General features: G+C 68.6%; 17 protein-coding genes and 1 pseudogene. 7 read left to right on the forward strand and 11 right to left on the reverse strand.

The window, feature by feature from the left end:
• Window positions 1-18: 18 nt before the first annotated feature.
• Both CRT23_RS07990 and CRT23_RS07995 read right to left on the reverse strand, forming a co-directional pair.
• Window positions 19-1389 (reverse strand): sigma-54 dependent transcriptional regulator, encoded by a 1371-nt coding sequence (locus CRT23_RS07990; RefSeq protein WP_055953058.1) that lies wholly within the window; start codon window positions 1387-1389, stop codon window positions 19-21.
• A complete protein-coding gene (locus CRT23_RS07995; protein WP_245436046.1) occupies window positions 1386-3656 on the reverse strand; it encodes a PAS domain-containing sensor histidine kinase in 2271 nt (756 codons plus the stop codon). The genes CRT23_RS07990 and CRT23_RS07995 overlap by 4 nt, the downstream gene beginning before the upstream one ends.
• A 310-nt stretch (window positions 3657-3966) precedes the next feature.
• Here CRT23_RS07995 and CRT23_RS08000 point away from each other — a divergent pair, with 310 nt between their 5' ends.
• Window positions 3967-5565, forward strand: a complete 1599-nt coding sequence (locus tag CRT23_RS08000) for a gamma-glutamyltransferase family protein (protein ID WP_103709275.1) — start codon at window positions 3967-3969, stop codon at window positions 5563-5565.
• A 99-nt stretch (window positions 5566-5664) separates the two neighbouring features.
• Window positions 5665-6939 carry an oxalate/formate MFS antiporter gene (gene oxlT / locus CRT23_RS08005; protein ID WP_103709276.1) on the forward strand — a complete coding sequence of 425 codons (1275 nt, stop codon included), beginning with the start codon at window positions 5665-5667 and terminating at the stop codon, window positions 6937-6939.
• Window positions 6940-7137: 198 nt separating this feature from the next.
• Here oxlT and CRT23_RS08010 read toward each other — a convergent pair whose 3' ends face one another.
• A complete protein-coding gene (locus CRT23_RS08010; protein WP_103709277.1) occupies window positions 7138-8031 on the reverse strand; it encodes a LysR family transcriptional regulator in 894 nt (297 codons plus the stop codon).
• A 219-nt stretch (window positions 8032-8250) separates the two neighbouring features.
• On the opposite strand from CRT23_RS08010, the gene CRT23_RS08015 reads away from it, so the two are divergent.
• Both CRT23_RS08015 and CRT23_RS08020 read left to right on the forward strand, forming a co-directional pair.
• Entirely contained in the window at window positions 8251-8721 is a 471-nt protein-coding gene (locus CRT23_RS08015; RefSeq protein ID WP_103709360.1) for a 2,4'-dihydroxyacetophenone dioxygenase family protein, read from the forward strand.
• Between the two features lie 382 nt (window positions 8722-9103).
• Window positions 9104-10446, forward strand: a pseudogene (locus tag CRT23_RS08020) (MFS transporter).
• Window positions 10447-10451: 5 nt separating this feature from the next.
• Here CRT23_RS08020 and CRT23_RS08025 read toward each other — a convergent pair.
• From CRT23_RS08025 to dusB, 4 genes are read right to left on the reverse strand one after another with little or no spacing between them, the layout of a single operon-like run.
• Window positions 10452-11063, reverse strand: a complete 612-nt coding sequence (locus tag CRT23_RS08025) for a DUF6886 family protein (RefSeq protein ID WP_103709361.1) — start codon at window positions 11061-11063, stop codon at window positions 10452-10454.
• A gap of 26 nt (window positions 11064-11089) precedes the next feature.
• The gene (ntrC, locus tag CRT23_RS08030; RefSeq protein ID WP_103709278.1) at window positions 11090-12553 is read right to left on the reverse strand and encodes a nitrogen regulation protein NR(I); all 1464 of its coding nucleotides are present in this window, start codon (window positions 12551-12553) and stop codon (window positions 11090-11092) included.
• Between the two features lie 9 nt (window positions 12554-12562).
• The gene (locus CRT23_RS08035) at window positions 12563-13717 is read right to left on the reverse strand and encodes an ATP-binding protein (protein WP_245436047.1); all 1155 of its coding nucleotides are present in this window, start codon (window positions 13715-13717) and stop codon (window positions 12563-12565) included.
• Entirely contained in the window at window positions 13714-14790 is a 1077-nt protein-coding gene (gene dusB, locus CRT23_RS08040) for a tRNA dihydrouridine synthase DusB (RefSeq protein WP_103709279.1), read from the reverse strand. Before dusB ends, CRT23_RS08035 begins: the two co-directional genes overlap by 4 nt.
• Before the next feature lie 182 nt (window positions 14791-14972).
• On the opposite strand from dusB, the gene CRT23_RS08045 reads away from it, so the two are divergent.
• The 3 genes from CRT23_RS08045 to CRT23_RS08055 all read left to right on the forward strand — a co-directional run bounded on the left by CRT23_RS08045 (window position 14973) and on the right by CRT23_RS08055 (window position 18817).
• Window positions 14973-16268: a bifunctional 2-C-methyl-D-erythritol 4-phosphate cytidylyltransferase/2-C-methyl-D-erythritol 2,4-cyclodiphosphate synthase gene (locus tag CRT23_RS08045; RefSeq protein ID WP_103709280.1), complete on the forward strand. Its 1296-nt coding sequence runs from the start codon at window positions 14973-14975 to the stop codon at window positions 16266-16268.
• Window positions 16265-16768, forward strand: a complete 504-nt coding sequence (locus tag CRT23_RS08050) for a CinA family protein (RefSeq protein ID WP_103709281.1) — start codon at window positions 16265-16267, stop codon at window positions 16766-16768. The genes CRT23_RS08045 and CRT23_RS08050 overlap by 4 nt, the downstream gene beginning before the upstream one ends.
• A 261-nt stretch (window positions 16769-17029) precedes the next feature.
• On the forward strand, window positions 17030-18817 hold the full coding sequence (locus CRT23_RS08055; RefSeq protein WP_103709282.1) for an ABC transporter ATP-binding protein: 1788 nt from the start codon (window positions 17030-17032) through the stop codon (window positions 18815-18817).
• Window positions 18818-18835: 18 nt separating this feature from the next.
• Here CRT23_RS08055 and CRT23_RS08060 read toward each other — a convergent pair whose 3' ends face one another.
• The 4 genes from CRT23_RS08060 to lpdA all read right to left on the reverse strand — a co-directional run bounded on the left by CRT23_RS08060 (window position 18836) and on the right by lpdA (window position 22253).
• Window positions 18836-19291, reverse strand: coding sequence for a type II toxin-antitoxin system RatA family toxin (locus CRT23_RS08060; protein ID WP_055953030.1), 456 nt, complete (start codon window positions 19289-19291; stop codon window positions 18836-18838).
• A gap of 7 nt (window positions 19292-19298) precedes the next feature.
• Window positions 19299-20261 carry a lipoyl synthase gene (gene lipA / locus CRT23_RS08065; protein WP_055953027.1) on the reverse strand — a complete coding sequence of 321 codons (963 nt, stop codon included), beginning with the start codon at window positions 20259-20261 and terminating at the stop codon, window positions 19299-19301.
• A gap of 130 nt (window positions 20262-20391) precedes the next feature.
• Window positions 20392-20676, reverse strand: coding sequence for a GlsB/YeaQ/YmgE family stress response membrane protein (locus CRT23_RS08070; RefSeq protein WP_103709283.1), 285 nt, complete (start codon window positions 20674-20676; stop codon window positions 20392-20394).
• Between the two features lie 137 nt (window positions 20677-20813).
• On the reverse strand, window positions 20814-22253 hold the full coding sequence (lpdA, locus tag CRT23_RS08075) for a dihydrolipoyl dehydrogenase (RefSeq protein WP_103709284.1): 1440 nt from the start codon (window positions 22251-22253) through the stop codon (window positions 20814-20816).
• Between the last annotated feature and the right edge of the window lie 33 nt (window positions 22254-22286).

Here is a 22286-nt window from a genome sequence, read left to right on the forward strand (position 1 = left end):
TGCATCGCCGCCGTGTTCTCAGGGGCCGATACCGAGCGACTTGAGTTTTCGGTGGAGCGCCGAGCGCTCCATGCCGATGAACTCCGCCGTGCGGGAGATGTTGCCGGAGAACCGGGCGATCTGCGCAATCAGGTACTCGCGCTCGAAGATCTCGCGGGCCTCGCGGAGCGCCAGGCTCATCAGCTTCTCGCCGCCCGAGCCGTTCGGCGTGGTCGGCACCAGGGCGCCGATCTCGGTCGGGAGCATCTCGGAGGTCACGTCCTGATCCGGATCCGTGTGGGTCAGGATCATCAGGCGCTCGACGTTGTTGCGCAGCTGGCGGACGTTGCCGGGCCAGTCGTGGGACTGGAGGACCGCCATGGCGTCCTCGGCGATGCGCCGGCGCGGCAGTCCGGTGGCGCCCGAGATCTGCTCCATGAAGAAGGTGATCAGCTCGGGCACGTCCTCCCGCCGCTCGGACAGGGACGGCACCCGGATCGGAACCACCGAGAGACGGTGGAACAGGTCCTCCCGGAAGCGGCCCGCGGCGATTTCCTCCGCGAGATCGCGCGACGAGGACGAGATGATGCGGACATCCACGTGCACCCGCGTGGTCCCGCCGACCCGCTGGAAGTTCTGATCGACGAGGACCCGCAGGATGCGGTTCTGCGTCTCGCGCGGCATGTCGGCGACTTCATCGATGTAGAGCGAGCCGCCATGAGCCTCCTCGAGGGCACCGACCCGGCGCGCCCGGCCTTCGCCGGCCTCGACGCCGAACAGCTCGGCCTCCATCGTGTCCGGCGTGATGGTGGCGGCATTGATGACCACGAAGGGCCCGTTCGCCCGGGCCGACATGGCGTGCAGGGTGCGCGCCGAGAGCTCCTTGCCCGAGCCCGGTGCCCCGAGAATCATGACGCGGGCATTGGTCGGCGCCACCCGCTCCACGGTCTGGCGCAGCTGGTTGACCACCACCGAGGCGCCGACGAGCCGGCTCGCCTGGCCCGACCGGGCCTTGAGGTCGCGGACCTCGCGCTTGAGGCGCGACGCTTCGAGGGCACGCTCGGCCACGAGGATCAGGCGATCGGCCTTGAACGGCTTCTCGATGAAGTCGTAGGCGCCGGCCTTGATCGCCGCGACGGCCGTCTCGATGTTGCCGTGTCCCGAGATCATCACCACCGGAAGGTCCGGGTGTCCGGCCTTGATCTGGTCGAGCACCTGCAGGCCGTCGAGGCGCGAGCCCTGAAGCCAGATGTCGAGGAAGACGAGGTGGGGCCGGCGCGACTCGATGGCCGCCAGGGCTTCGTCCGAGCCGCCGGCCGTGCGGGTGCGATGGCCCTCGTCGTCGAGGATGCCGGCCACGAGGTCGCGGATGTCGGCTTCGTCGTCGACGATCAGGATGTCGGCGCTCATGAATGGATCTCCGCGATTGGGGGGGCCGTCCGCGCGGCGCCCTTCTCGTCCTGCGCAGAGGGTTTGCCCTCCGGCGGCGTGTGGTTGGCTGAGTCTCGGACGGGGGCGACGCTGGTGTCGCGCGGGACGCGCAGACGCACGCGCCCTCCCCGACCTTCCGGATTGTCGTTCAATTCGATCCCGCCGCCATGCTCTTCGAGGACTTTGCTGACGATGGCCAGCCCCAGGCCGGTGCCACCCTCGCGCGTGGTCATATAGGGCTCCAGCAGCCGCTGGCGCCCCTCGGTGGGAAATCCCTTGCCGTTATCCGTGACTTCGATAATCACGAATCCCTCTTCGAGGACGAGGCGCACGTCGACCTTCCCCTTGCCAAGCTCGGCCTCCGGGACCGCCTGCACCGCCTCGACGGCGTTCTTCAGGATGTTGGTGATCGCCTGGGACAGGAGGCGGATGTCGAACGCCGCCAGGATTCGCTGATCGCCGTCCTCGCCGAACGAGAAGTCCATGTCGGGATGCGCCACCCGCATCATGAACAGGTTCTGGCGGGTGATCTCGCTGAGGTCGTTCTGCGCGATGGCGGGCTTGGGCATCCGCGCGAAGGATGAGAACTCGTCGACCATGCGCTTGATCTCGTCGACCTGGCGCACGATCGTCGCCGTACACTGATCGAACACCTCCTTGTCGGTGGTGATGACCTTGCCGTACTTGCGCCGGATGCGCTCGGCCGAGAGCTGGATCGGCGTCAGCGGGTTCTTGATCTCGTGCGCGATGCGCCGGGCCACATCCGCCCAGGCCGAGGTGCGCTGGGCCGAGACGAGGTCGGTGATGTCGTCGAGAGTGACCACGAAGCCGCGGGCGCCGCCCTGGGCCTGCTCGCTCGTCACCCGAACGGTCACGGTGCGCTCGCGGCCATCCCGCGTGAGCTGGATCTGCTGCTGCATCGTGCGCAGGCGCGCCTCGCCGCCTTCCGGGAACAAGGCCTGTAACTCGGGCACCACCTGGGTGAGGGGTTTGCCGACGATCTCGTCGGCCGCGAGTCCGAGGGTCCGCTCCACCGACGGATTGGCGATGGTGACGTGCCCCGCCGCGTCGACGCCGAGGACGCCGGGCGAGACACCGGCCAGCACGGCCTCGGTGAACCGACGGCGCCGGTCGATGAGGTCGCTGGCCGCCGTCAGCCCGTCATGCTGGCGGCGCAACTCCTGCGTCATCTTGTTGAAGCTCTCCGACAGGTGCGCAAGGTCGCCGTCGCTCTTTCGGGCCGGGACCTGGGCGTAGAAGTTGCCCGAGGCAACCTGGTCGGCGGCATTGATCAGGCGCCGGATCGGCGCGACGAAGCGGTTGGCGAAGTTGAGCCCGAACCACACCGCAGAGAGCAGGGCGATCAGGGCGATCAGCACGAAGACCGAGGCGAAGCTGATCTGGATCGAGCGCTTCAGCGAGTCGTAGGTCAGGTACTCGGCGGCGGCCGCCCGCGACACACCCGGGAACTCCACCGCCAACTGGCTGACCTCCCGCTGCACCAGCAGCACGGCGCCGTCATAGGCGGGCATGCGCAGGAGAGCGGCGAAGATGCGGCCCTCGCTCGGCACCAGGCAGATCGGATCGGTCGATTTCGCCGCGTCCTCGAAGGCGGCCGCCGAGGGCAGGCGGCGCTCCTTCAGGGCGTCGATCTTGGCCCGCGCCACCACCTCGTTGGGGCCGCGCATGATCTCGGCCACGGGCAGGCCGAGGGCGGTGGCGCGGGTGGTGAGGAAGCTCTCGAACCAGATCCGGTTGATGTCGAAGTTGGGCCGCGCCCGCGTGAGGTCGTCCGTGAGGATGCGGATCTCGCGGGCGAGGCTCTGGCACTGGTTCTCCTGGTAGGCGTCGGCGACCTCCACCGATTTGAGCACCACGTCCCGGACCCGGTCGGTGAAGCCGAGTGAGAGGGCCAGATTGATGGTCATCGCCGCCACCACCGCCAGCAGCAGCGTGGGCAGGATGGCGATGAGGCTGAACAGGCCGACGATACGGGTGTGCAGGCGCGCCACCGCCGCGTTGGTGCGGCGGGCGTGGAGGAAAACCCGCGCCTCCCAGACGATGATCACGACGAGGGCCAGCACCAGGAAGACATTGATGCCGAGCAGCGTCAGGCCGACCGTGGGCGTCTTCATCACCCGGATCACGCCGGCCAGGATCAGGAACGTGGTGATGGCCGAGACCAGCGCCGTGATGACCACCAGCGCACCGACGAGGCCCGGGCCTCGGGGCGGCGGACGCACCATCGGCACCCTCACGGGCGCTGGGCCGGCCCCAGCGGTCTCCGACTCATCGGCGGAGCGTGAACCCTCCTGGGAGGCCTTGGAGGTGTCGGACGAGCGGAGCCACGGCATCGCTGATGCGTCGCCACAACAGTGTGGCGAAATTAATACGAATCGGTCACGGGCCTGCGTCGGAACCACGTCGCATGCCGAGTGCGGTGGGGACCTGCCGACATCGTTTTGGCCGCTCGTTCCGGTGCCCCAGCGGTCCGGGATCGATCGACGCGACGAGAAAATACATTATCCTTCCGCCCATCCTCACGCAGAGATCAACATGTCCAACACCCCCGTCTTCGCCTCGGCCGCCGTCGCGGCGCCCCACCGCCTCGCCGCCCAGGCCGGGCAGCACGTCCTGGCGCAGGGGGGCAACGCGATCGAGGCAATGACGGCCATGGCGGCGGCCATCGCGGTGGTCTACCCGCACATGAACGGCATCGGCGGCGACGGCTTCTGGCTGGTGCGCGAGCGCGGCGGGCGGGTACGCGGCATCGAGGCCTGCGGCCCGGCAGGACGGAACGCCACGATCCAGCGCTATCGGGAGAAGGGCTACGAGGTCCTCCCATCGCGGGGCCCGGATGCGGCGCTCACCGTCGCGGGCGCCATCGGCGGCTGGCGCCTCGCCCTCGAGCTGTCGAAGGCGCTGGGTGGCCGTCTGCCCCTCTCGACCCTGCTCGCCGATGCGATCCGCCATGCCCGCGACGGCGTCGCGGTCTCGCCCTCGGAGGCGCGCTACGTTCCGAAGGAGCTCGATACGCTCCATGACCAGCCGCACTTCGCAGAGACCTTCCTCGACGGCGGCAGGCCCTTCGCGGCCGGCGCCCTCCGCAAGCTGCCGGCGCTCGCCGGTACCCTGGAGCAACTGGCCCATGCGGGCCTCGACGACTTCTACACGGGCGATCTCGGGCGCGAGATCGCCGCCGACCTCGACCGCCTGGGAACGCCCGTCACTCGGGCCGACCTCGAAGCCTATGCGCCCCGCGAGCGCGCGCCGCTCTCGATCCGCCGGCGGGATGCCACGCTCTACAACTTCCCGCCGCCCACCCAGGGCATCGCGGCACTGCTGATCCTCGGCATCTTCGACCGCCTCAGGATCAACCGGCCCGAGACCACCGCGCACTACCATGGGTTGATCGAAGCGACGAAGCGCGCCTTCGCGATCCGCGACCGGATCGTGACCGACTACGATCGGCTGGCGGTCGATCCCGCCAGCTTCCTGACGCCGGAGCGCCTGGACCGCGAGGCGGCACAGATCGACATGCGTCGGGCCGCGAGCGTTCCCTTACGCAACCCCGGCGAGGGCGACACCGTCTGGATGGGTGCCATCGATCGCGACGGCCTCGCGGTGTCCTACATCCAGTCGATCTACTGGGAATACGGCTCCGGCATCGTGCTGCCGAAGACCGGTATTCACTGGCAGAACCGCGGGACTTCGTTCTCTCTCGACGCCAAGGCGGTGAACCCACTGGAGCCCGGCCGCCGGCCGTTCCACACGCTGATTCCGGCACTGGCTTGCTTCGACGACGGCCGTGTGATGTCCTACGGCAGCATGGGCGGCGACGGGCAGCCGCAGTTCCAGTCGCAGATCTTCGCGCGCTACGCCGATTACGGCATGGACCCGGCGGCGGCCGTCGATGCCCCGCGCCTGCTCTACGGCCGAACCTGGGGTGCCGAATCCCTCACCGTGAAGGTCGAGGACCGCTTCGATCCCGCCTGCATCGCCGAACTGCGCAAGCTCGGTCACGAGATCGAGGAACTCGGCGGCGCCTACATCGACTCCCTCGGTCATGCGGGTATGCTCATCCGCCACCCAAGCAACGGCGCCATTGCGGCAGTCCATGATCCGCGATCCGACGGTGGTTCGGAGGGGCTGTAACTTGGCCTGATCTTCGCGGCAGAGTTGCGCGATTAGGACAGGCGGAACAACGACTTGGCACCATCCTTGCGACGGCCGTTCCGCCGCAAGGAGCGAATAATGGATACGACCCTCTCCCGCCAACGTTGGCTGCAACTCGGCCTCGGGCTGATCGCCATGATGGCGATCTCCAGTCCGCAATACGTCTGGACGCTCTTCACCAAACCGCTGATCGCGACGACCGGCTCGACGCTGCCGCAGATCCAGTGGACCTTCACGATCCTGATCGTGCTGCAGACCTTCTTCTCGCCGGTCCAGGGCTACCTGATCGACCGGTTCAGCCCCAAGCTGATGATCGCGCTGGGCGCTGCCCTTTCCGGCCTCGGCTGGGTTCTGGCTGCTCGGGTGGACACCCTGCTGGGCGTCTATGCGACCTACGGGCTGTTCTGCGGCCTCGGTACCGGCATCGTCTATGTCGGCATCGTCGGCCTGATGGTGAAGTGGTTTCCCGACCGGCGCGGCTTCGCCGTCGGCGTGGTTGCCGCCGGCTACGGCATGGGCGCCATGCTGAGCACCTTCCCGATCAGCGACATGCTCGCGGCCGACGGCTACCGCCATACGCTCACGGTGTTCGGCATCGTGCTCGGGGTGATCGGCGCCCTGGCGGCCCTTGGCCTGCGCGCGCCCCGGGCCGGCGAGGTGCTGCCGGTACCGGCCGTCAACCTCTCGACCTGCGTGCACGACACGCCCCCGAAGGTGATGCTGCGGACGCCGCTGTTCTGGCTGATGTTCGTCATGATGACGATGATGTCGACGGGCGGCCTGATGGTGGTGGCCAACTTCGCCTCCTTCGCCCGTGACTTCGGTGTCGCCGACGCGATCATCTTCGGCTTCGTCGCCCTGCCCTTCGCCCTCACGTTCGATCGCATCACCAATGGCCTGACCCGTCCGTTCTTCGGCTGGGTCTCCGACAAGATCGGACGCGAGAACACGATGGGCATCGCCTTCGCGGCGGAGGCGGCGGCGATCGCGCTGCTCCTCGTCTTCCGCGAGAACGCCTACGCCTTCGCCCTCCTCTCCGGCGTGGTGTTCTTCGCCTGGGGCGAGATCTTCTCGCTGTTCCCCTCGATCCTCACGGACACGTTCGGGACCAAGCACGCGACGACGAACTACGGCTTCCTCTACATGGCCCAGGGTATCGGTTCGCTGTTCGGCGGTCCGATCGCGGCCTGGATCTACGCCGCGCAGGGCTCCTGGCTGCCGGTCTTCGCGATCATCATCACCCTCGACGTGCTGACCGCGATCCTCGCCTACTTCGTGCTGAAGCCGATGCGTCGGCGCTGGCTCGACGGAAGCACCGAACCAGTCCTCATGACCAAGCCGGCCATGGCCTGACGAGCGACGCAGCGCTCGTGCGCCGGCGACGCGGACGGGGCAACCCGTCCGCGTTTCGCTTTGAAGCGGCACCAATCCGGGGTTGGGAGTTCGGCCCTCGGACAGCCTCGCGCCAGTACGACCTGCCTGGACATGCTGGCAGCGGGCGATGCCCCGGTGCCGCCCGCGACCCCCCAGGATGGCCGTCCCGCGGGCCGCTCAGGCCGGACGGGACCCGTACCGCCACGGCGTGTCCGCGAAGGCGCGTTCCACGAAATCGACGAACGCCCGGATCCGCGGGCTGAGGTTCCGCCGCTCCTGGTAAAGGACGTAGATCGGCTCCTCGGTCTGATCCTGCTCGTCCGGGAAGAGCTGAACGAGGCGTCCGGACCGCAGGTCTTCGCTGATATGGAACTCGGCGAGGCGTACGATCCCGGCTCCCGCTCGCGCCAGGGCCAGCAGCATGTCGCCCTGATTGGCCACGATGCCGCCCTCGGCGTTGGGTGTGCCAACGACCGACGACCACGAATTCCATTTCGTCTGCATCGAAAAGTTGAGGCACTCGTGACGTTCGAGATCCGCCGGCGATGCCGGGGAACCCCGCTCGGCGAGATACGCGGGAGACGCGCAGATGACCCAGCGGCTGCTGGCGATGCGCCGGGCAATCAGGCTCGAATTCGGAAGGTCGCCACTCGCGATCGCCACATCCGCCTGATCGTCCAGGGATGCGGTTCGCTCGTTGCTGAGAACGAACGCGATGCGCAGGCGCGGGTAGAGGCGACGGAACGCCGGGATGATTGGGGCGAGTTGGTAGCGCGCAAAGGTCGGCACGCACCGGATCCGCAGCGTGCCGGCCGGGATCGCGGAGCCGATGGCTTTTGCCTCCTCCACCGCGCCGAGAACCCGGCGAGCCGCCTCCAGGAAGTTCTCGCCCTCCGGCGTCAAGCGCATCGCGCGCGAGGAGCGCTGCAGCAGGCGCCGGCCAAGGCCATCTTCGAGGCGCGCGATCGTCTTGCTGACCCCCGAGGGCGTCAGGCCCAGGCTACGTGCCGCCGCCGAAAAATCGCCCTCCTCGGCGACCCTCACGAAGGTCGCCAGATCCTTGAACTCCACGTTGCGGTCCGCCTCATCTGTGAACCGTGGTCATAGGAACTCTGAATCCAGCTGCATAGATCCGAGGCCAGTATTCGGCACATTATCTCCGGACCGAAGCCAAGCAATCCGGAGTTCAGGATGACCGTTCTCGATCAGGTCCGGCCGCAGGTCGCCATGATGGAAAAGCCCCGGCTGGATACCAGCAAGATCGCCTTCCAGCTGCCCCAACCCACCGGCATGATGGACGACATCTTCATCGGAGGGGCCCTCGATCTTGACACCGACGAGCGTCACTGGATCCCCCAGTCCGACGATGTCGCGTTCAAGCCGCTCGTCCTCAGCGTGAGCCAGGGCTACTACGTCAATATCCTGCGCGTCCGCTCATCCGGCATCCTGTCCCGCCACCGCCACAACGGGCCGGTGCATGCCCTGACGCTGCGCGGGAAGTGGCACTACCTCGAGCATGACTGGGTGGCGACCGCCGGGGACTACGCCTTCGAGCCGCCGGGGGAGACCCACACGCTGGTGGTGCCCGAGGACGTGACCGAGATGGCGACACTCTTCCATGTCACCGGCGGCTACGTCTACGTGGATCCCTACGGCAAACCCCTGGGCTACGAGGACGTCTTCACCAAGCTCGAGAACGTTCGTCAGCACTACGAGCGGATTGGCCTCGGCGCGAGTTACGCCGATCGCTTCCTGCGCTGACGGTTCGGCCGCGCCGCCGCCATCGATCCCACGAACCACTTGGATCCTTCGCAACGGTCGGCGCACGGGCGCCGAAGGGCTCGCTCACGCCTTCGAGGCCTCAAGGGTCGCCGGGACATCCAGCTGGGACCGGCCGCCTGCGAAGGCGGTGACGGCCCGATGCGAGCGGATCGACGATGGGTCGGCCTGCACAGACCGGGCGTGACGGCTGCGCGGCCGTCCGCCCCGCGATCCGCCTTGCGTCATGGGACAGCATGCCTGCGCCCAGGTGCACGCCGGCCGGAGTCGATCAGTGTATCGGCCGCGGGAAAGCTTACGGTCAGACCGTAAAAATCAGCATTCATACAAGAATCAAAAATGAAAAATCGTTGGAGGAAAAGTCATGCATGCAACAGCTCTCGATACCGATCATGAGGTGAGTGACCGGATCTCATCGAAACCGGCGGACGTCTATGCCAAAATTACCTGGCGACTGGTTCCCATCCTGTTCGTCTGCTACGTCCTGGCATATCTGGACCGGATCAACGTCGGCTTCGCCCAGCTCCAGATGAAAAGCGATCTCGGGTTCAGCGACGCGGTTTACGGGCTCGGAGCCGGGATCTTCTTCCTCGGCTACTTCGCGTTCGAAGTGCCGAGCAATCTGCTTCTCGAAAAGATCGGAGCCCGGAGGACGATCACCCGGATCATGGTCATCTGGGGCATGGTCTCCGCCCTCATGGCCTTCGTCCACGCGCCCTGGGCCTTCTATGGCCTGCGCTTTCTCCTGGCGTCTTCGAGGCCGGCTTCTTCCCGGGGATCATCCTGTATTTCACCTACTGGTATCCCGGCGCGTACCGGGCGCGCATCATCGCCATCTTCATGAGCGGTATCGCCGTCGCCGGCGCCCTCGGCGGCCCGATCTCCGGTTGGATCATGAACGACATGGCGGGGATCTGGGGTCTGAAGGGCTGGCAGTGGATGTTCGTCCTCGAGGGCCTGCCCACCACCCTCCTCGGGCTGGTGATCTTCCTTTACCTCGACGACAAACCCGACACGGCGAAGTGGCTCTCCTCCGATGAGAAGGCCCTGATCCGCCAGAACCTCGCCCTGGAGCGGAACGGCTCCGATGCGGAGCCGCACGGTCTGCACGCCTTCTTCGCCGCCTTCCGGGATCCCCGGATCTACGTCCTGTCCTTCGCCTATTTCTGCTTCATCGCCGGCACCTACCTGATCACCTTCTGGCTGCCGACGATGATCAAGGAAATGGGCTACGCGAACCCGCTCCAGATCGGCCTCCTGGCCGCGATCCCTTACGGGATAACCGCTGTCGGCATGGTGGTCATTGGGGCCCACTCGGACCGGACCCTGGAGCGGCGCTGGCACCTGGCGCTGACAGCTTTCGGTTCGGCCCTGGCGCTGATCGGCTTGATCTATTCGAGCGGAAGCGTGGTGCTGTCCTTCGTCTTCATCACCCTGGCGGCGCTCGGCATCATCACCACGATGCCGTTGTTCTGGTCGATCCCCACCGGTTACATCAAAGGGTCGGCCGCCGCCGGGGGGATCGCCTTGATCAACAGCCTGGGCCTGACCGGCGGCTTCGTCAGCCCCTTCGTCCTCGGCTGGATCAAGACCAGCACGGGCAGCCTGACCCTCGGTTTCTGGCTGATCGCCGCGGCGATGGCGGCCGGAGGGCTGGTCATCCTCCTGACGGTACGGCCGGAGATGCTGCGCGAGACGCAGGTCTGAGCCCGTCAGAGCCGGCGCTGCCGTTGCGGCGCCGGTTTGGTATCCGAGACCGCGTACGGCCTCGGTGGGCCGCCGGCCGGCGTCACCCAGTCCCGCGCATTGCGCAGGCGCAGACCGCTGGCCTGGAGCGTCGATCGCCAGACCGGTGCGAGGGGGGTGAGGCGCGGCAGGGCGCGGAGTTCCAGACCCTCCGCGGCCATCGCGCCGGGCAGATCCTTGAGCGTGTCGCGGCCTGAGGGAACGACGGAATAGCGCGAGACCCAGGCTCCCGGCTCGCCGATGGCCTCGAAGGTCTCCGGCGGCATGCCATAGCGGTGGAGCGTTCCCGATCGGATCCGGTCCATCCAGGCCTCCTCCACATAGGCGACGGCCCGGCCCGTGACATCACCGAACCAGGTCCGCCGGTCCTTCGGCGAGGTCTCACCAGTCGGCCAGATCACGATCCGGGGGCAGTCGCGCGGGAAGAGGTAGAGCCGACTGTGAACGGCATCGATCGCCCAGACCAGGGGGTCGTTCAGCCAGGCGCGGTCCGGGCCGCGATCGATGGCGACCCGGACGGGCCGCGGGACGAAGACCCGGATCGCCGGATCTTCGCTGAAGTGGAACAGCCCTGACACGCACGCCTCGGCGTCGCCCGCGACGGTCACCGCGCGTTGCGGAAGACCTGCAGGTCGAGGTCGCGGACCTTCTTGCGCAGGGTGTTGCGGTTCACGCCCAGCAGCTCCGCCGCCCGGATCTGGTTGCCGCGCGTGGCGGCGAGGGCCGCGCCGATCAGTGGCCCTTCGATCTCGCGCAGGATCCGGTGATACAGGCCCGGCGGAGGCAGCGTATCGCGATACCCACCGAAATACTCAGCGAGGTGGCGCTCCACCGCCCCCGACAGGGTCTCGGCCTCGCCCCCCGCCTTGCGGGCGCCGGTAGCGCCGGACGGCTGGTTCTGCGCCAACGGCAGGGTGTCGAGTTCGGCCTCGATGACCGGTCCGGTGATCGTCTCCTGCGGGTAGAGCGCGGCAAGCCGCCGGACGAGGTTCTCCAACTCGCGGACATTGCCGGGCCAGCGATAGCGCTTCAATCGCTCCATCGCTTCGCCGTCGAGCTGCTTGCGGCTCAGGCCCTCGCGCTCCACCAGGATGAAGAAGTGGCGGATGAGGTCAGGCACGTCCTCGGAGCGCTCGCGCAGGGCGGGCAGGCGCAGGGGTACCACGTTCAGGCGGAAGAACAGGTCCTCGCGGAAGATACCCTGCTGGATCGAGACCCGCAGGTCCTTGTTCGTCGCCGCGATGATGCGGACATTGGTCTTGATCGGAACCCGGCCGCCGACGGTGGTGTACTCGCCCTGCTGCAGCACGCGCAGGAGGCGGGTCTGCGCCTCCATCGGCATGTCGCCGATCTCGTCGAGGAACAGCGTACCGCCCTCGGCCTGCTCGAACCGGCCGGCCGAGCGCGACAGTGCCCCTGTAAACGCCCCCTTCTCGTGGCCGAACAACTCGGATTCGATGAGGTCGCGCGGGATGGCGGCCATGTTCACGGGCACGAACGGGCCGGTCCGGCGCCGGCCGTAATCGTGCAGGGCCCGGGCCACCAGCTCCTTGCCGGTGCCGGACTCGCCGGTGATCATCACGGTGAGATCGGTCGGCATCAGCCGGGCCAGGGCCCGGTAGATCTCCTGCATGGCCGGCGAGCGTCCGACCAGGGGGATGTCCTCGTTGCCCGGGTCCGTCCCGGTGGGCGCGGTGCCGCGTGGGCGGGACAGGGCGCGCCCAACGATGGCGATCAGCTCCTTCAGGTCGAAGGGCTTGGGCAGGTACTCGTAGGCCCCGCGCTCGGAAGCGCGGATCGCCGTCATGAAGGTGTTCTGCGCACTCATGACGATGATCGGCAGCTCCGGCCGCACGCGCTTGATGCGCGGCAGCAGGTCGAAGACGTTCTCGTCGGGCATCACCACGTCGGTGATGACGAGGTCCCCCGCGCCCTCGGCGACCCAGCGCCAGAGGGTGGCGCAGTTGCCGGTCGAGCGGACCTCGTACCCAGCCCGCGACAGCGCCTGGTTGAGGACGGTGCGGATGGCGGCGTCGTCATCTGCGACGATGATGTGTCCGTTGGGCATGACGCGACTCTACAGTTCCGCGGACGATTCGCGCCCGTCGCGGGCGCTCGACATGGGGAGAAGAAGGCGGAAGGTGGTTCGGCGGGGGACCGGATCGCACTCGACGATTCCACCATGGTCGCCGATGATCTTGGCGACCAATGCAAGTCCGAGGCCGGAGCCCTGCGCCTTCGTGGTGACGAAGGGATCGAACAGGTCGGGCAGCAGGTCTGCCGAGACGCCGGGGCCGTTGTCCCGTACCGCCACCTCGATCGGCAGGCTGACGCGCTCACGCGAGCCGGGGACCTGCAGGCGCAGGCCGGTGCGGAAGGCCGTCGACAGCGTGATTTCCCCGTCGACCGCGTCGGCACCGATGGCCTCGGAGGCGTTCTTCACGAGGTTCAGGATCACCTGCACGAGCTGATCGCGGTTGCCCAGCACGGGTGGCAGGGATGGATCGTAGGTCTCGACGAAGCGGATGTGGCGGGCGAACCCCGACTGCGCCGAGCGCTTCACCTGGTCGAGCACACCGTGCACGTTGACCGAGCCGCGCTCCACCGGGCGCTCGTCGCCGAACAGCTCCATGCGCTCGACGATGCGCACGATCCGGTCGGATTCATCGCAGATCAGCCGGGTCAGGAGACGGTCGTCCTCATTGCCTGACTGCTCGAGAAGCTGGGCCGCGCCGCGGATGCCCGCGAGGGGGTTCTTGATCTCGTGGGCCAGCATGGCGCCCAGCGCCACCATGGAGCGGGCGGCGCCCCGGTGCGTCAGCTGGCGGTTCATCTTGTCGGCGATGGTGCGTTCCTGGAGCATCAGGACCACGGCCTCCTCGTCGTCGCCCAGCGGCGTCGCGAAGACGTCGACGCTGCGCTCCAGGCCCGAGCGCGGCTGCACCAGCTCCACTCCGTACTCGCTGACGCTCGCGCGGCGGCGCCGCACCTCCGCCACCAGGGCGATGATCGGCGAGGCGAAGGGGATGATGTCCGAGAGACGCCGCCGCTGCATCAGTCGGGCGGAATGGTCGAAGAAGGTCTCGCCAGCATGGTTGACGTGGAGGATGTGGTCGTCCGCCCCAACCGTCAGGACCGGCAGCGGCAGGGCGTTGATCACCGCCTCGTTGGTCGGAATGGCGTCGGGTCGCGGTGCGCTGCTACGGCCCGATATCGGCTTGTCCGAGCTCATGCGGCCTCCCCGATGGCGTGCGGCAGCGCCTCGCCGATGTCCTCGCCCATGTCCTCGCCGATGTTTTCGCCGAAGGCTTGGGCCAGGAGCGCGGCGGCGATTGCCGGGTCCGTGGTGGTGAGGAGACGCATCCGGTCCTCGGCCGAGAGGCCGCCGCCGGCCTCCGCATAGGCTGCCAAGTGCTTGCGGGCGTGGCGCACGCCCATGCACAGGCCGTAGAGGGCGAGGAGCCCCTGGTAATGTTCCACCGCCAGGGCGGCCTTCTCGGCTCCCGACAGCACGGGGACGGCTCGGCCCGCGAGACCGGCCGCGAGGGCGCCGACGAGCCAGGGCCGACCCACCGCCGCCCGCCCGACCATCAGGCCGGCGGCGCCGGAGCGCGCGAGGCAGGTTTGCGCCTGGGCCAGGGTGGCGATGTCGCCGTTCGCGATGACGGGGATCGCCACCGCCTCGACGACGGCGCGGATCGCGCCCCAATCGGCTTGGTCCTTGTAAAATTGCTGCCGGGTCCGGCCATGCACCGTCACGGCGTTCAGCCCGAGTCCTTCGGCCCGGCGCGCCAGGTCCGGGGCGTTGAGATTGGCGTGGTCCCAGCCGAGGCGCATCTTCACCGTGACGGGGATCTGCACGGCTCCTCGCACCGCGGCGAGGATGCGGGTCGCCCCCTCGATGTCGCGCATCAGCGCCGAGCCCGAGGCGACGCCGGTCACGACCTTGGCCGGACACCCCATGTTGATGTCGATCACGTCCGCCCCGTTCGCCTCGGCGATGCGCGCGGCTTCCGCCATCGGCTCCGGCGCACAGCCGGCGAGCTGAACGATGTGCGGATCGACGCCGCTGCCCTCGGCGCGCAGCTGAGCTTCCTGGTCGCCGCGGGCGAGTTCGGCGGCGGCCACCATCTCGGAGACGACCGCGCTCGCCCCCAGGCGTCGCGCGATGCGTCGCACATGCAGATCGGTGACGCCGGACAGCGGCGCCAGAAGAACCGGTACAGGCCTCGTGCCACCCCGAGCTGCGGGGCCGCCATCGGTCTCCGTCCGAAGGAGAAAGCTCAAATAATCATCAGCGCACATTGTGCTCAACAAATAGACAAAACCGCCCGGGGCGCAAGCGATTTGACGGATTTGATTTCAGCTTCTCCCGCGCTTAAACGACAAACCGCCCATCGGTGGGTCGCCGAGGCCTTCGCATCGCGGACGCGCGGTGACTGGCGGGTGCGCGGAATCTCACACCCCCGAAGCGCGGGAGCATACGCATGTCCGGCACCGCGTGGAATGCGGCAGCGGTGGTCGTCGCCGCCGGTCGCGGCATCCGCATCGGGGGCGACACCCCGAAGCAGTACCGCCGCGTCGGCGGTCAGGCCGTGTTGACCCGGACATTGGCGGCCCTCGCGGCCCATCCGGGCATCGCCCGCATCCAGCCCGTGATCGCGCCGGACGCCGCCGACTTCTATCGGGCCTGCCTCGACGACCTTGACGCCGCCACCCGGGGCAAGCTTGCTGAGCCCGTGCCCGGCGGCGCGACCCGCCAGCAATCGGTCCGTGCCGGACTCGAGGCCCTGGACGGCGCCGACGCACCGGACCTCGTTCTCGTTCACGACGCCGCCCGTCCGCACGTGGACGTGGCCCTGATCGAACGCGCCCTCAAGGCGGGGCGTGACCACCGCGCCGCCGTTCCGGGCATTGCGGTGACCGACACGATCAAGGTGGTGGAGGACCTCGGCGACGGCACGGGTCGGGTCCGCGAGACGCCGCAGCGCGAGGGCCTGCGCGCCGTGCAGACGCCCCAATCCTTCGCCTACGGGCCCTTGCGCGACGCCCATCGCCGCGCGGCCGAGGCCGACCTGCACGCCTTTACCGACGACGGAGCCCTCGCCGAGTGGGCCGGCCTGGCCGTCGTCGTCTTCGAGGGCGACCCGCGCAATCGCAAGATCACCCAGCCGGCCGACCTGATCGAGGCCGATCGCGGCTTCTCCGGCCAACACCCAACCGCCCAGAGCGAGGCTCATCCCATGACCACCTACGTCACCCGCCTCGGCACCGGCTTCGATGTCCACGCCTTCACGGACGGCGACCATGTCTGGCTCGGCGGCGTGAAGATCCCCGCCGACCGTGGCGTCCTCGCGCACTCGGACGGCGACGTCGCCCTCCACGCCCTCACCGATGCGCTCCTGGGCGCGATCGCCGACGGCGACATCGGCACCCACTTCCCGCCGAGCGACGAGCAGTGGCGCGGCGCCGCGTCCGACCGCTTCCTCGCCCATGCGGTGGACCTGGTGCGGGAGCGCGGCGGAAAGATCGACCACCTGGATATCACCGTCCTGGCTGAGGCCCCCCGCATCGGCGCCCATCGCGACGCCATCCGCGCCCGCATCGCCGAGATCGCGGGCGTGCCGCTGAGTTCCGTCTCGATCAAGGCGACCACCACCGAGAAGCTCGGCTTCGTCGGTCGCGCCGAGGGCCTCGCCGCGCAGGCCGCCGCCACCGTGCGGCTGCCCGAGGTGACGGCCGAACTCGACGCCGCCGACGAGACGGCCGAGCGCCGCTCGTGATCGACGATCCCGCCCTGCTGGCCCGGGCGGAGGCGCTCGTCGCCGCCTACGCAGCGGCGGGGCTGACGGTCGCCACGGCCGAATCCTGCACCGGCGGCCTCGTCGCCGGGCTGCTCACCGCGATCCCTGGCTCCTCGGCCGTGGTGGAGCGCGGCTTCGTCACCTACTCGAACGCGGCGAAGTCGGAGAGCATCGGCGTACCGGCCGACCTCATCGCCGCCCACGGCGCAGTGAGTTTGCCGGTGGCCCGGGCCATGGCCGAGGGCGCCCTCGCGCAGGCCCGCACCAGCGTCGCCGTCGCGATCACCGGCATCGCCGGACCCGGTGGCGGCAGCGCCGACAAACCGGTCGGCCTCGTGCATTTCGGCCTCGCTGCCGCGGGTGGCGCTGTCCGTCACCTGGAGCGGCGCTACGGCGATCTCGGCCGCACCGAGATCCGCCGTCAGGCGGTGGGCGATGCGATGGGCCTCCTCGAATCGGTCCTCGCACCGACGTCTTGAAACCGACACGCTCGCCTGAGAGGGTACGGCTCGCGGGGCATTCGCGCCGCGTTCGACCGCGAACCCATGGGGAGGCTGCATGATATCGGTATCGTTCGCCGCCCCGGCCCGCCCGCGCCGCGTGCGCCTGCCGGTCTGACGTCGCCGCGCGCCTGAGCGCGCCATCGCGTCCCCGTCTCGTCCTCTTCCTTCTCAGGCCGGTCGCTGCGGCGCCCGTGCCGTCCACGGAGTCGGCGCACGTCCCGCGCCGTGATCGCGTCCATGATCCTCGACCGCCTCAAAGGCGCGGAGGCCTATCGGGCCGTCCTCGCGTTCCTCGTCCGCCAATGGCGCAGCCGACTCCCCCTCCTCGGCGGCGTCGTCGCGGCGATCGTCGGCTCGACTCTGGCCGACGTGTTCCTGCCCCTGTTCGCCGGCCGGCTGGTCGATGCGCTCTCGGCCGTCGACCGCGCGGCGGCCCGCTGGGATGCCCTCGTCGCTTTCGCGGCGATGGGTGCCCTGGGGCTCGTCACCCTGGGGCTACGCCACGTGGCCTGGTCGCTGGTGGTGCCGCTGACCCTCTCGACCATGCAGGCCGTGGCGCAGGCGGGTTTCCACCGGGTCCAGCGCCTTTCCACCGACTGGCACGCCAACAGCTTCTCGGGCTCCACCGTGCGCAAAGTCTCTCGGGGGATGTGGGCCCTCGAGGGGCTGAACGACACGCTGTTGCTGGAACTGCTGCCGGCTTTCGTGGTGCTCGTCGGCACCATGCTGCTCCTCGGCCTGCAATGGCCCGTGATGGGGCTGGTGATCGGCCTCGGCTCACTGGTTTATCTCGGTATCGTCGTGACCCTGGCCACGCGGATCATCGCGCCGGCGGCGCAGCTCTCGAACGTGTGGGATTCCCGGCTCGGCGGCGCCCTGAGCGATGCCGTCGGGGCCAACGCGGTGGTGAAAGCCTTCGGTGCCGAGGCCCGCGAGGATGCGCGTCTCGCGCGGCTCCTCGGCAAGTGGAACCGACGGACGCACCGCACCTGGATGCGGATCACCTGGAGCATCACGGCGCAGTTCGCGCTGCTGCTCCTGCTGCGCACGGCGATCGTCGGCACGGCCCTGTGGCTGTGGTGGACGGGGGCGGCAACCCCCGGCGACGTGGCCTACGTGCTGACCACCTACTTCGTGGTGCACGGCTACCTGCGGGACATCGGCGGTCACATCAATCGGGTGCAGCGGGGCGTGAACGAGATGGAGGAACTCGTCGCCCTCGAGGTCGAACCCTACGGCGTGGCGGACCGGCCAGATGCCGCGGCGCTGGTCGCACAGCGCGGCGACCTGCGCTTCGACCGCGTCACCTTCCACTATGCGGGACACGCGACGCCGCTCTACCGCGACCTCTCCCTGCAGATCCCCGCCGGGCAGCGGGTCGGCCTCGTCGGCCGCTCGGGCTCCGGGAAGACGACCTTCGTCAAGCTGGTGCAGCGCCTCTACGATGTCACCGGCGGCCGCGTCTGCATCGACGGGCAGGACGTTGCCGGTGTGACGCAGGCGTCCCTGCGCGCGCACATCGCCATCGTGCCGCAGGAGCCGGTCCTGTTCCACCGGTCCCTGGCGGAGAACATCGCCTATGCGCGACCGGGGGCCTCCGCGGATGAGATCGCCCGCGCGGCGCGCCTCGCCAATGCGCACGACTTCATCGCCCGCTTGCCCCAGGGCTACGCCACCCTGGTGGGCGAGCGCGGCGTCAAGCTCTCGGGCGGCGAACGCCAGCGCGTGGCGCTGGCCCGCGCCTTCCTGGCCGACGCGCCGATCCTCATCCTCGACGAGGCCACGTCCAGCCTCGACTCGGAATCGGAGGCGCTGATCCAGGAGGCGATGGAGCGGCTGATGCGCGGGCGCACGGCCATCGTGATCGCGCACCGGCTCTCCACCGTGCGGTCTCTCGACCGCATCCTTGTCTTCGACGGCGGTCGCATCGTCGAGGACGGCACCCACGACGATCTGCGGGTTCGCCCGGAGGGACGCTATCGTGCCTTGTTCGAGCGTCAGGCCGGTGGTGTGGTGGCGGCGTGATCGTGGATCTCGGCGGGATCAGGCCGCGCCGTAGACCCGGTTCGCCCGTGCCTCGAAGGCGTCGGTGAACTTGCGGAAGGCGCGGTCGAACATCGTGCCCATGAGCATCCCGAGCGTCCGGCTCTTGAACTCGTAAGTGATGAAGAAGTCGACCGTGCAGCCACCGCCCTCGGCCTCCTTGAAGACCCAGCGGTTCTCGAGGTGGCGGAACGGGCCGTCGATGTACTCGGCGACGATGCGCCGGTTCTCGGGATCCAGGGTGACGCGCGTGGTGAAGCGCTCACGGATCGCCTTGTAGCCGACCCCCATCTCGGCCACGAGCACCTCCGTGCCGTCCGCTCCCGGCTGACGCCGGAGGACTCGCAGGGATTCGCAGAGGGGCAGGAAGTCCGGGTAGCGCTCCACGTCGGCCACGAGGTCGTACATCTGACGCGGTGAGTGCCGCACCGCGCGGTTGATCCGGAATGAGGGCATCGAGACTCTAGGCGTTGGCGATGCGGGCGAGACGGGCCGCCTTCAGCTTTGCGAAATCCTCTCCGGCGTGATGGGAGGAGCGGGTCAGGGGCGTCGCCGAGACGAGGAGGAAGCCCTTGGTGTAGGCGGTGGTCTCCAGACCCTTGAATTCGTCCGGCGGCACGAAGCGCACCACCTCGTGGTGCTTCTTGGTGGGCTGGAGGTACTGGCCGATGGTGAGGAAGTCGACATCGGCCGAGCGCAGGTCGTCCATGAGCTGGACCACTTCGTTCCGCTCCTCGCCGAGGCCGACCATGATGCCGGATTTGGTGAAGATGGTCGGGTCGAGCTCCTTCACCCGCTGCAGCAGGCGCACCGAGTGGAAGTAGCGCGCGCCGGGGCGGACTGTGAGGTAGTTGCCCGGCACGGTTTCCATGTTGTGGTTGAATACGTCGGGCCGGGCCGCGACCACGACCTCGAGGGCCCCGGCTTTCCGCAGGAAGTCCGGGGTCAGCACCTCGATGGTGGTGGCGGGGCTGCGCGCGCGGATCGCCCGGATGGTGCGGGCGAAGTGCTCGGCGCCGCCGTCTGCGAGATCGTCGCGGTCGACCGAGGTGATGACCACGTGGTGGAGGCCGAGCTTGGCGACGGAATCCGCAACCTTGTCGGGTTCGCCCGCGTCGAGGCCCTCCGGCAGGCCGGTGCGCACGTTGCAGAAGGCGCAGGCCCGCGTGCAGGTGTCGCCCATGATCATGAAGGTGGCGTGCTTCTTCTCCCAGCACTCACCGATGTTCGGGCAGCCGGCTTCCTCGCAGACCGTGACGAGGCCGTGCTCGTGGACGATCTTGCGGGTGTCCTCCCAGCCCTTGGAACCGGGTGCCTTCACGCGGATCCAGTCCGGCTTGCGCTGGATCGGCTTATCGGGCCGGTGCGCCTTCTCGGGGTGGCGCGGGCGCTGATCGTTGCGAAGGAGGTCGAGGACGACGGCCATGACAATCCACGGGATTCGCCCGCGAGACGCCGGCGCGTGTCCCGGACTTAAGGTGTGACGCCTCCGACCGCAAACCCGCCGCGGCGGAACGGCGCGACAGGGGCCGTCGTTCGTCAGCAGCGCCGCCGGCTCAATACCGGCGGCCGGCCACCGCCCGGTAGATCGTGATGATGAGGATGGCGCCGAGCGTCGCCGAGATCAGGTTGCGCCAGAACCCGAAGATCGGAATGTGGAACTTGTGGGCGAGGTAGTTGCCCAGCAGGCCCCCGAGAATGCCCATCACGATATTGGCGATGAGACCCATATTCGCCGCGGTGAACCGCTCGGCGAGCCATCCCGCCAGCGCCCCGATGACGATCGCCATGAGCAACCCGACGCCGGGCTGCCCCAGGGCGCCGTACACGTGTCCGTCCATCGTAGGTCTTCCTCCCCGCGCCACGCCAACCGTTCCCGTCGACGGGCGCTCAGGTGCCAGTCCGGCAAGCGGCTTTCAAGCCGGGCGTTCGGCTGTCAGCGACATCGCCGCCTTGCCGCCCGGGCTGCGGCGCCGGATCAGGTGTGGATCACCTTCCCATACGCATCCAGCACGCTCTCGTGCATCATCTCGCTGAGCGTCGGGTGCGGGAAGACCGTGTGCATCAGGTCTTCCTCGGTGGTCTCCAGGTTCATGGCGACGACGTAGCCCTGGATCAGCTCGGTGACTTCGGCGCCGACCATGTGGGCGCCGAGGAGCTGGCCCGTCTTGGCGTCGAACACGGTCTTCACGAGGCCGTCCGGCTCGCCGAGGGCGATGGCCTTGCCATTGCCTGCGAAGGGGAAGCGGCCGACCTTCACGGCAAAGCCCAGTTCCTTGGCCTTGGCCTCGGTGAGGCCCACTGAGGCGATCTGCGGCTGGCAGTAGGTGCAGCCGGGGATCTTGGCCTTGTCCATGGCGTGGGTGTGCAGGCCCTTGATCGTCTCCACGCAGAGCACGCCCTCGTGCTCGGCCTTGTGGGCGAGCATGGGCGGCCCGGCGACGTCCCCGATGGCGTAGACGCCAGGCACGTTGGTGCGGCCGAGGCCGTCGGTGACCACGATGCCGCGTTCAATGGCGACGCCGAGCTTGTCGAGGCCGATACCCTCGATGTTGCCGACGACGCCCACCGCGGAGATCAGCTTCTCCGCCGTCAGCTGCTGGGTCTTGCCGTCCCCCGTCTCGATCGTCGCCGTGACGGCGTCGGTCGATTTCTCCACCTTCGTCACCTTGGCGCCGGTGAGGATCTTGATGCCCTGCTTCTCGAAGCGCTTGCGGGCGAGGCCGGCGATCTCGGCATCCTCCACGGGCAGGATCTGCGGCAGGAGCTCGATCACCGTGACCTCGGCGCCCATGGTGCGGTAGAACGAGGCGAACTCGATGCCGATGGCGCCCGAGCCCATGACGAGAAGGCTTTTGGGCATCGTCTCCGGCACCATGGCCTCGTAGTAGGTCCAGATCTGCTTCTTGTCGGGCTCGATGCCCGGGATCGCGCGGGGCCGCGCGCCCGTGGCGACGATGATGTGCTTGGCGGTGTAGGATCCCGCCGCCAGGGCGCCCTTCGGGGCCGGCGCGCGGGCGGTTTCCGTCACGGTCACCTCGCCCGGCCGGTTGCCCTTGGCGGCCGCCGTGATGGTCGCCTCGCCCCAGATCACGTCGACCTTGTTCTTCTTCAGCAGCATGCCGACGCCGCCGTTCAGCCGAGTCGAGACCCCGCGCGAGCGCTTGACGATGGCGGCCGTGTCGAAGCCGACCTTCTCGGCCGACAGGCCGTAATCGGCGGCGTGCTGCATGTAGTGGTAGATCTCGGCCGAGCGCAGCAGCGCCTTGGTGGGGATGCAGCCCCAGTTCAGGCAGATGCCACCGAGATGTTCGCGGTCGACCACGGCGGTCTTGAAGCCGAGCTGCGCCGCCCGGATCGCCGCCACATAGCCCCCGGGGCCGGCGCCGATGATGAGGATGTCATAGGTGTCGGCCATGTGAGGGCTCCTGCTGCCCTCCCGGATCTGGGG

Origin of the sequence: Methylobacterium sp. V23 (assembly GCF_002917135.1) — a bacterium.
Taxonomy (GTDB): domain Bacteria; phylum Pseudomonadota; class Alphaproteobacteria; order Rhizobiales; family Beijerinckiaceae; genus Methylobacterium.